At 57.5% G+C, this 14,157-nt stretch carries 11 protein-coding genes; 10 read left to right on the plus strand and 1 reads right to left on the minus strand.

Going from position 1 to position 14,157, the window contains the following annotated elements; all coding sequences use genetic code 11:
- Positions 1-54 precede the first annotated feature (54 nt).
- The 6 genes from IEX27_RS09450 (at position 55) to IEX27_RS09475 (ending at position 6,797) form a co-directional block, all read left to right on the plus strand.
- The gene (locus tag IEX27_RS09450) at positions 55-585 is read left to right on the plus strand and encodes a TRAP transporter small permease (RefSeq protein WP_188720807.1); all 531 of its coding nucleotides are present in this window, start codon (positions 55-57) and stop codon (positions 583-585) included.
- Positions 578-1,861: a TRAP transporter large permease gene (locus tag IEX27_RS09455; protein ID WP_188720808.1), complete on the plus strand. Its 1,284-nt coding sequence runs from the start codon at positions 578-580 to the stop codon at positions 1,859-1,861. The genes IEX27_RS09450 and IEX27_RS09455 overlap by 8 nt, the downstream gene beginning before the upstream one ends.
- Positions 1,862-1,879: 18 nt before the next feature.
- Positions 1,880-2,713, plus strand: coding sequence for an MBL fold metallo-hydrolase (locus IEX27_RS09460; protein ID WP_188720809.1), 834 nt, complete (start codon positions 1,880-1,882; stop codon positions 2,711-2,713).
- Between the two features lie 267 nt (positions 2,714-2,980).
- Positions 2,981-4,210 (plus strand): HlyD family secretion protein, encoded by a 1,230-nt coding sequence (locus tag IEX27_RS09465; protein ID WP_188720810.1) that lies wholly within the window; start codon positions 2,981-2,983, stop codon positions 4,208-4,210.
- 19 nt (positions 4,211-4,229) lie between these two features.
- Positions 4,230-6,323 (plus strand): peptidase domain-containing ABC transporter, encoded by a 2,094-nt coding sequence (locus tag IEX27_RS09470; RefSeq protein ID WP_188720811.1) that lies wholly within the window; start codon positions 4,230-4,232, stop codon positions 6,321-6,323.
- 33 nt (positions 6,324-6,356) lie between these two features.
- On the plus strand, positions 6,357-6,797 hold the full coding sequence (locus IEX27_RS09475; protein ID WP_188720812.1) for a hypothetical protein: 441 nt from the start codon (positions 6,357-6,359) through the stop codon (positions 6,795-6,797).
- Positions 6,798-7,126: 329 nt separating this feature from the next.
- On the opposite strand, the gene IEX27_RS09480 is transcribed toward IEX27_RS09475, so the two are convergent.
- Positions 7,127-9,316 (minus strand): BapA/Bap/LapF family prefix-like domain-containing protein, encoded by a 2,190-nt coding sequence (locus tag IEX27_RS09480; RefSeq protein ID WP_188720813.1) that lies wholly within the window; start codon positions 9,314-9,316, stop codon positions 7,127-7,129.
- A gap of 457 nt (positions 9,317-9,773) precedes the next feature.
- On the opposite strand from IEX27_RS09480, the gene IEX27_RS09485 reads away from it, so the two are divergent.
- The 4 genes from IEX27_RS09485 to IEX27_RS09500 all read left to right on the plus strand — a co-directional run bounded on the left by IEX27_RS09485 (position 9,774) and on the right by IEX27_RS09500 (position 14,139).
- Entirely contained in the window at positions 9,774-11,156 is a 1,383-nt protein-coding gene (locus tag IEX27_RS09485; RefSeq protein WP_373869873.1) for a GGDEF domain-containing protein, read from the plus strand.
- Positions 11,157-11,395: 239 nt separating this feature from the next.
- Entirely contained in the window at positions 11,396-12,406 is a 1,011-nt protein-coding gene (locus tag IEX27_RS09490) for a LacI family DNA-binding transcriptional regulator (RefSeq protein WP_188720815.1), read from the plus strand.
- 37 nt (positions 12,407-12,443) lie between these two features.
- On the plus strand, positions 12,444-13,319 hold the full coding sequence (locus IEX27_RS09495) for a carbohydrate ABC transporter permease (RefSeq protein WP_188720816.1): 876 nt from the start codon (positions 12,444-12,446) through the stop codon (positions 13,317-13,319).
- The gene (locus IEX27_RS09500) at positions 13,309-14,139 is read left to right on the plus strand and encodes a carbohydrate ABC transporter permease (RefSeq protein WP_188720817.1); all 831 of its coding nucleotides are present in this window, start codon (positions 13,309-13,311) and stop codon (positions 14,137-14,139) included. The genes IEX27_RS09495 and IEX27_RS09500 overlap by 11 nt, the downstream gene beginning before the upstream one ends.
- Positions 14,140-14,157: the final 18 nt, after the last annotated feature.

Consider the following 14,157-nt stretch of genomic DNA (forward strand, 5'->3'; position numbering starts at 1 on the left):
TGGTGTGTGGCGCGGCGACCCTCGCCGCGCCTTCCTCCTTGCGGCGGGAAAGCCATGAACGAACCCAATACCATCGATCGGGCCATGCATTGGGTAGGCTCGATCTCATCCCTCTTCGCGATCGTCTCGCTCGCACTGCTTGTCATTCTCGTCGCTGCGGTCATCGTTCTGAGACAGTTCGGCATCATCGTTCCCTCGGCGGATGAATTCGCCAGCATTGCCCTGGCTGGAACCTTCACACTGGGCCTCGCCTATGCAGTTGCCAGGAACGAGCACATCGAAATCCGTCTCATGGTCAACCTGATGCCGCGACCCCTCCAGTTCGTGCTCGGGCTGCTCGCCATCCTTCTTTCCATCGTGATGGTTCTGGTGCTCTCCTGGGGCATCGGACGCCTTTGGCTCGATGCCTTCCGGCGCGGGGCGATGATGCTCGGAACCCTGCCGATCCCGAGAGCCATACCGCTCAGCGTCGTGCTCACGGGTCTGATCCTTTTCGAAGCCGCCCTGCTGCTGAAACTTTTCCGTTTCGTGACGGGCAGGCAGGCGGATGAACCTGAAGCGGGGGCGGCAAACATCAATGGATAGCCAGGTTCTTTCGATCGGCTTCGTCGTCTCTCTGCTCTTTCTTCTCGCCCTCGGCATCCCGATTGGTGTGGTCATCCTGATCCTCGCCGCAGCCGGGATCCTGCTTGTTTCCAACGTGGATCCGGGACAGGCGCTCGCAACCGCATATTTCGCGCAGATGACCTCCTGGGGCCTGACGCCCCTGCCGCTCTTCGTTCTGATGGGGGAAATCCTGGGACGCAGCGGCACCGCCAAGAGGCTGTTCGATGCCTTCGCGGTTCTGTTGGGCAGGGTTCCCGGCGGCCTCGTACAGGTCAATGTGGTGGCGGCGACCATGTTTGCGGCACTTAGCGGGTCTTCCACGGCCACGGTCGCAACCATCGGCAAGCTCAGCTTCCACCGCCTGGAGGAGCGCGGCAGTTCGCGCGCCCTGTCGCTCGGTTCGCTCGCTGGCGCTGGCACGCTTGGCATCCTGATCCCACCCTCGGTAGCGCTGATCCTCTACGGCTTCACCTTTGACGTCTCGATCGCAGATCTCTTTCTGGCGGGCGTAGTCCCTGGCATTCTCGTGGCCATCTTCTTTGCCACCTACGTGGCCTGGAAAGGCCGCGGTACCATGCGTGAAGCAGCCGCCACCCGGGCCGAGAAGTTGCGCGCCTGCGGGCAGCTTGTGCCGATCCTGCTGCTGATCGCAGCCGTCTTCGGTTCGATCTACGGCGGCTTCGCGACACCGACAGAGGCGGCTGTCATCGGGGTCGTCGGTGCAATCATCATTGCCTATGTGGTCGAAGGCGGCATGCGCTTCGGGGTTCTCGTGGAGAGTTTCAAGGACACCATTCTTTTCTGCGCTACGCTCGGTTTTGTGCTCGCTGCCTCCGCCGCCCTTCAGGTGACGATGGCCTACACCGGCATTCCGCGCACAATCGTCTCGCTCATCCAGGCCTATGAACTCTCGCAGGCAGGACTGCTCGTCCTGATCGCCTTGATCCTGCTGGTGCTCGGTTGCTTCATCGACGGGCTCTCCATGATCGTGCTGACGAGCGCGGTGCTGCAACCGGTGATCGCGGGAGCCGGGATCAACCCGCTCTGGTTCGGCGTCTTCATGGTAATTCTTGTCGAGATAGGCTTGATCACGCCGCCGATCGGCTTCAACCTCTTTGTTCTCCAAAAAGTGTCGGGACGCGATCTGCCGGAAATTGCGCTTGCCGCCCTGCCCTTCATGTTGATCCTGCTGGCAAGTCTGGTGGTATTCTGGCTCTTCCCGCAGCTGGTAACCTATCTGCCGAGCGTACTTTGACGAACAGAGGAGGAAGCGATGGTCAGCAGCACCGGCGTTGAAGAACAGGCCTTCATCTGTACCGCCTGCGGCATCCAGTACGAGCCATCCGCCCGGCATCCTGACCATTGCATCATCTGTTCGGAAGAACGGCAATATATCCCCGTCTCCGGGCAGAACTGGACGACATTGCCAAAACTCCAGCGCAGCCACATGGCGACCTTCCGCAACGACCATGGCCTGCTCGGGGTCGGCATGTCGCCCAATTTTGCGATTGGACAGCGCGCCCTTCTGGTCCGCACGCCGGCCGGAAACGTCCTGTGGGATTGCATCAGCCTGATCAGCGACGAGCTGGTGGAGCTCATCGATGGGATCGGCGGCCTCAGGGCAATCGCCATTTCACACCCACATTACTACACGACCATGGTGGAATGGAGCCGCGCCTTCGGTGGCATTCCGGTCTACATCCATGCGAACGATCGCCAATGGGCGCCGCGGGCTGACCCGAACCTCAAATTCTGGGAGGGTGATGTCCTCGACATGGGAGACGGCCTCACGCTGCTTCGCGTCGGCGGGCATTTTGAAGGCAGTGCTGTCCTTCACCATCGCTCCGGGGCGGACGGCAAGGGAGCGTTGCTGACCGGCGATACATTGCAGGTTGTCCCGGACCGCAGGCACCTGGGATTCATGCGGAGCTATCCGAACCTCATTCCGCTGAGCGCTAACGCAGTCCGTGACATAGCGGACAAGCTCTCCCCTTATCGCTTCGATGCTATTTACGGCGCTTTCTGGGACCGCGTGATCCCAGAAGATGGCGAAGAATCCCTGCGCCGCTCGGTAGAACGGCACGTCACCTGGGTAAGCAGCGTATGAAGCGGTGATGCGCCCCGCCGGCTCATCATAGCCGTAAACTTACATACAACTAAGTTTCATGAACCACTTCCTGAACTAATTTGAGGCTATCCAAGATATATCATTTGACCTGTTTCAGGTCGCAGTCTAGATAACTCGCGCCCAACATCTGTATATTCATTTTTCTACTATTATTATATTTATATCCATTAATTCTATTTCGACATTGATCGATTAATATTGATGCGTTTGAAGCCAAATTGTTCACAGCTGTTCCGATCGGAGGTCGTGACCGCATTGCGGATCTCATGGCTGGGTAAGCCGCAACTGTCGCAACCAGTATCGGTGGTCATGGCGACGGGTATGGCCGTACTCATGGTCGCTGTGATCACGAGCATTATGGTTTTCGGCACATATACAAGACGCGTGCGTGTGCATGGAGCTGTAGTTCCTAGCGGAGGAGCCATCCATATATTTGCACCAAGAACGGGGCGCATCCTCAGCAGCATGGACGAGAATGTGCCTATCAAGATCGGGGATAGGCTCGCCACGATTGGAACGGACACGACGTCAGCTTCGGGGGAAACCGAGCTTGTCGTGAAGGATCAGCTTCTGCAGCAGATCGCCGAGCTTGAGAAGGCGATCGTGCGTCGTCGCCATCTGAATCAGGTGGAGAAACAGGGGTTGGAAGATCAGCACCGTGCGGTTGCGCAGGAGCTCCTCCACATCAAACCGCAGCTGGAGCAGACAGAGGAATACCTCTCCGTTCTGAAATCGCGATCCGACAAATATCGCAAACTGATCAGTCAGGGCATAGCCGTTGAGCGTACGTTCGAGACGGCGCAGGAAAGCTTCATGCAGGTTCGCCAGGAGGCCACAAGTCTCCAGCGGCAGCGGACTCAGCTGGAGGGCCGACTGGCTGAGATCAGCACGAAGCTCGCCGGCTTCGATGCTTCTGCTGATCTCGCATCGGGCGAGCTCCGCCAACGTATAGCCACCATGAAAGAACAGCTGGCCCAGAGCGAGGCCCGGCGATCAATTGTTGTCACAGCTCCGGTGGGCGGTACGGTTGCTGCTGTTTTCTCGCATGTGGGTCAAATCGTGGCAGCAGGTTCGCCACTTCTGTCCATCTTGCCAGAGGGCAAGAATATGGAGGTTCACCTTCTTGCTGAAAGCCGTTCCATCGGGTTTGTCCGTGAAGGTCAATCCGTGATGCTGCGCTACGCAGGCTACCCATACCAGAAATTCGGCCAATACCCCGGTGTGGTGACCAACGTCTCGCGTGTAACCTTGCGCCAGGAAGAGGCCGAACTTGACGCTCTGGCAGCTCAGCCGAAACCGGGTGCCGCGCTTTACCGGATTACAGTTGTGCCAAACCATCCCACAATTAACGCCTATGGGAAGGTCGAAACTCTGCGGGCAGGGATGAGGGTTGAAGCGGATATCTTTCTAGACACGAGGGCACTTTACCAATGGGTGTTGGAACCCTTCTACAGTTTGCGCGGCCGCGCAACGTGATCCTGGGCAGGACATTTCGGTGAGCGCGCAGTTGAATCTCTCTCTCTTCTCACGCAGACGCGTGCCTGTTGTTAAACAGACAGAAGTCGCTGAATGCGGGCTGGCATGTCTGGCCATGGTGGCAGGTTACCACGGCCACAACATCGATCTCGGGACATTGAGACGGAGGTTCGCTGTTGCAATGACCGGATTGTCACTTCTGGACCTCTCGCATTTTGCCAGCGGCCTCTCGCTCTCAACAAGAGCGGTTCGCGCGGAACTGGACGAGCTGGCCAAGCTGAGAACGCCATGCATCCTGCACTGGAAGCTCACTCACTATGTGGTTCTGGAAAGGATAGGCTCCAAGGGCGTCTACATCTGTGACCCGGCAGAAGGACGCCGCTGGGCCTCCTGGCAGGAGGTTTCTGAAAGCTTCACGGGTGTAGCCCTCGAACTGTGGCCGTCAGTCGGCTTCGAGAGAAAGACCGAGCGAAAGAGTATTCGCCCCGCAGATCTGTTCCGGCGAACAGGCGGATTGAACCGTGCACTGCTGCAGATTTTCCTGTTATCCCTGTGTCTCGAGGCGATCGCGCTGCTTTCGCCAATTGGCTCGCAGATCATCTTTGATGAAGTGGTGGTAGCCTCCGACCACGAACTTCTAACTCTTGTTGCAATCGGGATGGCTTGCCTGGTGGTGTTGCAAGTCGTCTTTGGCCTTGCTCGTTCCTGGGCCGCATTGGTGATGGGAACAAGTCTCAGCGTGCAATGGACGGCAGCGTTGTTCGATCACATGCTGAACCTGCCGCTCGCATATTTTGAGAAGCGGCATGTCGGTGATGTTGTGTCGCGATTTGGCTCGCTGGGAAACATCCAGAGCGCACTGACAACTGATGTGATTTCCATCCTCATGGATGGCATCATGATCATCGGCACGCTGGTCATGATGATCCTCTATGGGGGATGGATGGCGCTGGTAGCCTGCGGCGCACTCACGATACATTTGTTTATGCGTATGATCGCCTACGGCCCGTATCGTGCGGCGAATGAAAGCGCAATCAATCAAGAGGCCAAGGAGGACACCCATTTCATCGAGACCATTCGCGGGATGGCCACGATCAAGACGCTCGACCTTCGTGAAAGGCGGAGGAACGCCTGGCTCAATCTGTTCGTGAACTCCATGAATGCCAACCTCAGGATCCAGAAGTTGAACCTCCTGTTTGGTACAGCGGGGACATTTCTGGCTGCGGCCGATGGAATCGCCACGCTTGTGATTGGGGGGCACCTCGTCATTGGCGGTTCGATGACGGTGGGGATGCTGATAGCGTTTCTCGCCTACAAGGAGCAGTTTGTCAGCCGCGGCCAAGCGCTGATTGAAGTCGTAATCAATCTGAAAATGCTTGGCCTGCATTCCGAGCGTATAGCTGACATCGCCTTGACGTCGCCTGAAGAAGGACTGGCCGCTCTGGAATCTCCCTTCGTCAGACAGCAGCTCGCGCATTCTCCCGCATTGAGCGTTCGAAATGTGCATCTAAGCTACGGTAATCGGCTTCCCAAGGTGCTGGAAGGGGTTAGCCTGGATGTAGCTCCTGGCGAATGCCTTGCGATTAAGGGGCCATCCGGATGCGGAAAGACCACGTTGCTCAAGGTGATGGCGGGCCTGATCGCACCAACCGAAGGCGAAATTCTTCTCGGCGGGCGCGATATCAGGCATCTGGGGCTTACGAACTATCGCCGTTCAATCGCGACCGTATTACAGGAGGACCAGCTTTTTGCAGGCACCATTAGCGAAAACATTGCTGGCTTCGATCCGGATCCGGATGAGGCGTGGGTCGAAGAGTGCGCCAGAATGGCTGCAATCCGTGACGAGATCCTGGCGATGCCGATGCGGTTTGATTCCCTCGTGGGAGACATGGGAAGCACGCTGTCCGGGGGACAGAAGCAAAGACTGTTCCTGGCACGCGCCCTTTACAGGCGCCCTTCCATCTTGTTCCTCGATGAGGCGACAAGCGCACTGGACGAAGCAAACGAGCAGTGCATCAACCAAGCCATCTCGCAGCTAAAAATTAGTCGAGTAATTATCGCTCATCGAGAAAATACCATTTCACAAGCGAGTCGATCAATAAATATCAGATAATTTATTTTAGAATAGGAGTAGTATTTATATTAATTGTTTTATTTAAATTTTTTCTTCATTCTATTTTCCTTGTTTTTTCGTTTTGGTAATCACATTTTGTATATTTTTATGGAGATTTTAAACATGCAGAATTTGCGTCTGGAAGATATGGGCCTTGTTGTAGGCGGTGGTTCAGGTGGTTCCAGTGGAAATCGACCTCAGAACACTGGATGGGGCGCAGCGATCGGGTCCGCGATAGGTAATGCTTTTGGTGGTTACTTCGGCGGCACTGTTGGTGCCGTAGTTGGTGGCGAGAGAGGCAATTTTGCCGGCGGTGTAGCAGGTGGCTACGCGGGCGGCTATGTCGGCGGTCGTGCAGGAAATACCATTGAAAAAGGCTTCGTTGCCGGTGCCAACAAGGCGATTGATAACGCACTCCACAATGCTAACAACGCTGTTGCAAATCAACAATTCGGCGGCTTTGGGCGGTATTAGTGCCGCAGACGGAATGAGAAAATTTGCAAAATACTTGCCTAGATATCTTTTTTCGCTGAAAAGTGACAAGATGGACATCAGATTTGTCGGCTTGTCGATCGGGATCATTATTGCTGTCTTCGAACAACTCACCAGCTTTTCAGGCGTTATAAAGTACATCTATATGATTTTGACATACGGCGCAGCCCAAATGATATGGGTTACGCTAAGGTACGTATTAAAAAAATAGGCAGACGAACGGCGGCGCTTCTCCCGGCGACGAAACTCTGTTGCCGGTTGAGGCCGCCGAACGCCCTTCCCTCACGTACGCCGACTTTGGCGGCGGCACATCAAACCGCAACCGCTAACTGGTGTTCCTCCTCCGGAGTGTTGGTGAGATGGGCGAAAGGATCCGTGACCTCTTGAGGAGCGACTGTCGCAGGCGCATTTTCCGCAGCAGTAGGTATGACGGGATTTTCGACCGATCCCGGACCCTTTGGCAGGGAGATTTTGTCCGAAGCATCTGATCCGCCCGACAGCAGGCCTTCCAGCATGGGCTTAGGAGTGTCGGCAGAAGCAATCGGCTGATCAGCATCTGCCCCCCTACCCTCAGGCTTCACGTGGGGCGCGTCTTCAATCTTCGCTCCCTCATCGCCCACAATGCCAAGCGGGACACTGTCAACCGCCGCGCCACCTTCGAGCGTGTGGTCGGCAGGAGCCGCAGCGCCGATGTCGATCGTCAGCTTCGCTTCCGCCGCAGAGCCATTCGGATGCACCAAGCGGTAGGTGAACGTGTCGGACTGGCCGATACCTGCAGGATCCGGGTGCGGACGGTAGACATAGTCACCGTTGGCATGGATCGTCAGCACACCATGAGCGCCAGTCAGTTCAGTTCCTACGAAGCCCGGCACCTTGTAGTTTGTCCCGTCCTGGCTGACCTTGAGCACCGTAAAGGGAGATCCCCTGACATCGTCGGACATGACGTTGCCCGAAGCTTCGGTGGCGGCCACCGGAACCTCTATATCGCGACTCTCACGCGACTTCGTTCCGGCAGACGCCTTTCGCGCAGGGGCGATCTCGACATGTCCGGTATTGTCCGTCACGACCATCGTCCAGCCGTCGGCGGAAAGATCGCTTTCATCCCATGTGAGTTCGGCCTGCTGGCTGCCGATCTGCACGAACAGCTTCGCCTCATCTTCGCCCTCGGTCGGATGAACGAGCTTGTAGGAGAAGACGTCCACCTTGCCGATCGCACTCACGTCTGCATTGACCTGATAGCTGTAAGTACCGTCGCGGTTGACGGTCAGCGTGCCGTATTTTCCCGCTACGGTCATCCCATCGGTGACCGGATCGAACGTACCCTTGCCACTGTCGATATTGAGAACAGTCTTGCCATCGTCCGGGTATTTGTCGGCGATACCCTCTTCGCTGCCGCTTCCATCAAGCAGATGGCCGCTGAATGCCGGCCCGGCTTTAGCCGCGAGATGAACAAGGCTCGTGTCCTTGAACCGGACATCAAGCTGGATCTTGCTCATGACGCTGAGGGTTAATTTCGTGCCGTAGACAAGCCTGTACATGCCAGCATCGAGCCCTCGGACCGACATTAGGATACCCTTTGAGCGTTGGCCGAATTCGGTTACCCCGCCGAAGGAAGTGTCCTCGAGAGGGATCCATCTGCCGCCAACACGCGCCTCGACGTATCGGTAAAGGCCTTGCATGGTGTTGCCCAAGCCCAACACGCTGTCGGAAGAGATGGTGAAGAGGGCGTGAGTCCTGCTCTCCTCGGGAACCTCGAATTCATAAGTTCTTTTGAAGCCCTTCAGGTTGAACAGAAAAGTCTTCGCATCGTGGTCCTTGCGGACTGTGGTGACAGGGACAATGGAAACTTCAGCGCCGACGAGATCATCGACTGCATCAATTTCGGAACTTGCGTGCCCGAGAGCGTCGGATGGCGGTTCAGAAAGAGCGGCGGCCTGCGGGCGAGGATCAGCGCCAGCATCTGCTCCCATGCCGGACTCGCCCTTATTCTTCTCGGCAGCCGGGGTGGCGCCTGTTTCCAGATGACCACTTTCCTCGTTTGAGCTCTTGAGAGGGTTGGGGGCGGCGGCGGCGCTTTCCGCGTTCTTGCCCCCGGCATGGTCGGCCTTGGCAGCGCCGCCTGTGCCAGTGTTGAAGCCCAGGAAAGAATTCCAACTGAAGCGCTGGCCAGTTGTACCGAGCAGGTGGTCCACGGACTCGATCTGGGTAAACTCAAAGTCGGTCAGATCCTTGTTCGGACGAGCCACCCATAGCGTCCCGTCCGATTCCTGAAACACCATCTCACTGCGGGGGTGTTCCGTTGTCTCATAGTAGTTTGCCATGCGGAGGTTCCGGCCGTTGCGCAGTTGAATGATGAGGTCGCGGCCCTTACGCATGAAGCCGGCCACTTCACTTTGTGCATACGGCAAAACCACGAAAACGCGTGGTGGATCGAGCACTACGGAACTTTCCGGTGCCGTTCGGGAGGCGCTGTTCGTCTTGTCGAAAAGGGTTTCAACCATAGAGTACCTCGCTATTAAATTGATTAAGTATCATGTTGCTGCGGTGACCTTGGAAGCCGCAGCCTTAATCCATTTCTTATCTCTTTGTGTAATAGTGAGTAATTGTTATGTGTTTATAATAGTATTCTTTAAAACTTAAATAACTAAATGTAGGGTAGAGGCTGGCATCATATTATTAATGCAAAATTACTTGATACAAACTATTTGCCTCCCTTTTATCACACCGCAAGTTTGTCTATTGTAGACATCTGTGGAACGCTACGCCGTGATGCCATCCGCTCACACGGCCTGACCAACGAGGAAAAGAGACAATGCAGTTGTTGACCATCCGCCGGTGCATCAACGGCAAGGATTGCCGCATTCACTAACCGGGGAGCTGCGACATTGGGAGCGGCTTTGTACGGTTTGACAACGCGCCACCCCCACCATACTTGAGGGGCGACTTTAGAGGTGCGGCATGACTGTTCTGGATACGAAGCTTCGATTTTGGAGAATGACGACAGCTGAGGACCGGACAACCGCGACGCGTATCCTGACCTCGGTGATTACCGCAAATGTCGACAAGCTCGTGTCGGTGTTCTACGGCACGTTCCTGAAGCACCAGGAAGGCTCCATGTTCCTCAACCATTCGGTTGTACATGGTCGTCTGAGCCTTTCGCTACGCAACTGGCTGCTGAACCTGCTCAACCTCGATGAAGTCGAGACCGACGCCTTTCAGCAGGCTCAGCTGCAGATCGGTGCGGTTCATGCTCGCATTGGCCTGCCGGTCCACCTCATGCTGGAAGGCGGCAGCCTGCTCAAGGTCGAGATCGCCAAAATCCTGTCCAGCCTTCCCGATGTGGATGCCAGCGACAAGATGGCCGCACTCACCGTGCTCGATGAGGTCATCGACTATTCCATGAGACTGATGAGCGCTTCCTACGTCTCCGACACCAGGAACCGCGCCCATGAAGACGAGGCGTTCCGGCTGTTTGCCCTTGGGCAGGACATCACCACTGAGCGCGAGAGCCAGCGCGCCGCCTTGATGGAATGGTGCCAGTCGGTGCTCTTTGACCTGGCCACCGGTCGGGATGTCGCAGCGCTGGAGCCGCTTGCCCAATCTCCCTTCGGCCTGTGGTTGCGCCACCGCGCCGTGCTGATGTTCCGCAGGTCCAACATCCTGCAGAGCATACAGGCAATCATGGAGCGGGTTGACGAGGAGATCCTGCCGGCGATCGAGCACGCCAAGCGGACGGGTTCTGCCGAGACCGTCAAGTACATCGGTCATCTTCAAGGCGCGATCGATGAGATCAAGTACCTCCTTTCGGACCTCTTCCAGTCCGCGACAGAACTCGAAAGCGGCCGCGATCCGCTGACGCGCGTGCTGAACCGAAAGTTCCTGCCCTCGGTGCTCGGCCGCGAAATCACGCTTGCCAAGAAGAATGGCTTGCCGCTGTCGCTCCTCATGCTCGATGTCGATCACTTCAAGGCGGTCAACGACCGTTACGGACACACCGCCGGCGATGCGGTCCTGCGGCAGGTGGCCGAAGGCCTGATGGACCTCGCCCGCGCCAGCGACTTTGTCTTCCGCTATGGCGGCGAAGAATTCCTGATCGTTCTGGTCGAGACCGATGCACCGGAAGCATTCCAGGTTGCCGAGCGCCTGCGCAGGCATTTTGAGATTCGGCGCATCACCCTGCCCGATGAGACGGACCTGAAGGTTACCATTTCGGCCGGTGTCGCCACGTATGAAGGCCATCCGGACTACGAGTATTTCATCAACGCGGCCGACGCCGCCCTTCTCAGGGCCAAGCAATCCGGACGCAACTGCGTCGTTGAGCACGTCGCCCGCGCCGCCTGATTTCGACCTGTCGGAACTCCTCATGCGCAACCATGAGGAGGCAGGTTTCTAAGCTCGGTATTCTCGGCTCCGGACCGATATCCCGGCGTCTTTCTCTTGTCCTCAGCGCTCTTTCACTGATTTTCCACACCTCGGGATTCTGAATCATGCGCTTTTTGCACAGGTGCATTGCAAAGTCGCCGACTCTGAGTTAAACGTTTAACTCAACGAATACAAAAACGATCAGGAAACGACGTAACGTGGTGAAACGGGCAACCATCAAGGATGTTGCTGCGCGGGCTGGTGTATCCATCGCCACCGTTTCCAACGTCTTTAGCGGTAAGAAAGCCGTCAATCCTGATCTTGCGAAGAAGGTCGAGGAGGCAGCCGCAGCGCTCTCCTATCGGCTTGACCGCAATGCCTCGCAGCTCCGTTCCGGCCGCGTGCAGGTTGTCGGCATGCTGGTGCCGAACCTTGACGATACCTTCTTCACCTCGCTGGTGGAGCGGGTCGAGCGTCTCGCCCATGATGACGGCTACGAAGTGCTCGTCGCGAGCTCGCGCGACAATCCGCAGCTTGAGATTTCACGGTTGAACGCGCTGCTCGGCTGGCGTCCCTCGGGCCTCATCGCGGTTCCCTGCAGCAATGCCATTCCGCAGCCGATCCGCAGCGAAATCGGTCGCCTGCCGATGGTGCTGGCCGACCGTATCGGCGAGGACAATCTGCCGATCGACACCGTGACGATGGACAATGTCGCGGCGGGCCAGGCGGCTGCCGAACTTCTGATCCCGTCGCACCGCGATATTCTCATTGCCGCATCGAACACGGCGATCCGCCCGATCGCAGATCGTATCGCAGGCATCTCCTCGGTTGTGGAGACGCACTATGGCGTACGTCCCCGGATCGTGGAGCTCACATCGAACATCAACGCCGGTGCGGAGATCTTCTGCGACTGGCTCTCGCGTGAGGCGCGTCCCGAGGGCGTCATCTGCCTCACCAACGTCACGACACTGGCGGCATTGCAGGCCTTTGCCGCCCTCAACATCGACATTCCGGAAGACGTCTCGCTCATCGGCTTCGACGATTACACCTGGATGACGGCGAGGAAGGTTCCCCTCTCCGCCGTGCGTCAGCCCGTCGAGGAAATGGGTCAGGCCATCTGGAACTGCCTGAGCGATCGCATGGCCGGCGGCGATGTGCCGACGCGCCATATCGTCCTGCCCGGAAGTCTGCAGGTGCGCCGCTCGGTGCGATCCTCAACATCTGCCTGAAAGGACAGCAGACCCGATGGCGGAACTTGGAGACACGATGAAAGCAAGAACTCTTTGGGGTGTCATTCCTCTTTTGGCACCGGTTCAGCTGCTTCTGCTGAGCGTGATCATCATTCCCTCGATCTATGTCATCTGGCTGAGCTTCCATGTCTCCAGCTTCGGGCAGTCGGCCACCTTCGTCGGCTGGGACAACTATATCCGCGTGATCACCGATCCGGCCTTCCACAGCGCGCTGATCAACACGGTGATCATCGTCGTGGTCGCCGTCCACCTGGAACTGCTGGTGGCGCTCGGCGTAGCACTCCTGTTCAACAGCGGCCTAAAATTCCGCCGTCTGCTGCTGGTCGCGGTTCTGGCGCCTTATGCTGTTTCCGAAGTGATCGCGGTTGCCATGTGGCGTTTCCTCTTCGACATGGATGTCGGCCCGGTCACGCAGGCGCTTCAGGCGCTCGGCCTGCCTATCCTCGAGTGGGGCTACGATCCCATGCACGCGATGATCATGATCGCACTGCTGACGATCTGGATGCACCTGCCATTCACCTTCATCATTCTCTATGCCGCTCGTCTGGCGCTGCCGTCCGATCTCTATGAGGCTGCGCGCATCGACGGCGCCACGGCATGGCAGAGCTTCCGCCGCATCACCATCCCGCTCATGGGACCGGCGATCCTCGTGGCGCTGCTCTTCCGCTATATCTTCGCCTTCCGTCTGTTCTCGGAAGTCTGGCTGATGACCCAGGGCGGCCCTGCCCGTTCCACGGAAGTCGTCGCCGTCTACCTCTATCAGGAAGCCTTCAGCTACAACGCCTTCGGAACCGCCGCCGCGACCGCCTGGATCATGGTGATCGTGTCGCTGCTGCTCGCTTCCGGTTACATCTATCTGCTGCGCCGTCAGGTGAACGCCAATGCGAAATAAACGGCTCCTCAACCTTCTGAAGACCATTGCGGTGCTGGCGATCGTCGTCTGGTCGCTGTTCCCGATCTTCTTCATCGTCGTCTCGTCATTCAAGGCTGGCCACGACATCTTCGCCGTACCGACCAAGTGGTTCTTCGAGCCGACGGTGCAGCACTACCAGAAGCTCGTCTCGGCCTGGCCGGTGTTCTTCTCCAGCCTGTGGAACTCGACCGTCATCACTGCAGGCGCGACTGCTCTTGCCGTCATCGCCTCGACGACTGCGGGCTATGTCTACTCGCGCTACAACAGCCGGCTGCTGAACGCATCGATCGTCTATCTCATTGGCGTGCGCCTCATCCCGCCGATCGTCGTAACGCTGCCGCTGTTCCCGATCGTCAACTGGCTCGGCATCAACGACACGCATTTCGTGCTGATCGTGCTCTATGCGACCTTCTTCGTGTCGCTCGGCACGGTGCTGATGCGCACCTTCATCGACCAGATCCCGCGCGAACTGGACGAGGCAGCAGCGATTGACGGCGCATCGCGCATGACGATCCTGCGCAAGGTAATCGTGCCGCTGGCGACGCCGGGCATCATCGCGGTTGCGGTCTTTGTGATCGTCTTTGCGTGGAACGAGTTCCTGTTCGCCTTCATCTTCACCTCGACCAACGCCAAGACCGCGCCGCTGGTCGTATCGGAAATGATCGGCTCCATCGATGGTGTGGACTGGGGCGTGCTCTTTGCGGCCTCCACGGTGCAGCTGCTGCCGGTCCTTCTCTTCGTCGTCTTCATGAACCGCTATCTGGTGGCTGGCCTGACCGCAGGCGCCACCAAGGGGTAAGTCAATAGCAACCAGAAA

The sequence above is a fragment of the Nitratireductor aestuarii genome (genome assembly GCF_014641695.1).
GTDB lineage: Bacteria > Pseudomonadota > Alphaproteobacteria > Rhizobiales > Rhizobiaceae > Chelativorans > Chelativorans aestuarii.

Bases quoted from the DNA above. Each gene is read 5' to 3' on its own strand.
- IEX27_RS09450 (WP_188720807.1), top strand. From the start codon at position 55: ATGAACGAACCCAATACCATCGATCGGGCCATGCATTGGGTAGGCTCG.
- IEX27_RS09455 (WP_188720808.1), top strand. From the start codon at position 578: ATGGATAGCCAGGTTCTTTCGATCGGCTTCGTCGTCTCTCTGCTCTTT.
- IEX27_RS09460 (WP_188720809.1), top strand. From the start codon at position 1,880: ATGGTCAGCAGCACCGGCGTTGAAGAACAGGCCTTCATCTGTACCGCC.
- IEX27_RS09480 (WP_188720813.1), bottom strand. From the start codon at position 9,316: ATGGTTGAAACCCTTTTCGACAAGACGAACAGCGCCTCCCGAACGGCA.
- IEX27_RS09485 (WP_373869873.1), top strand. From the start codon at position 9,774: ATGACTGTTCTGGATACGAAGCTTCGATTTTGGAGAATGACGACAGCT.
- IEX27_RS09495 (WP_188720816.1), top strand. From the start codon at position 12,444: ATGAAAGCAAGAACTCTTTGGGGTGTCATTCCTCTTTTGGCACCGGTT.
- IEX27_RS09500 (WP_188720817.1), top strand. From the start codon at position 13,309: ATGCGAAATAAACGGCTCCTCAACCTTCTGAAGACCATTGCGGTGCTG.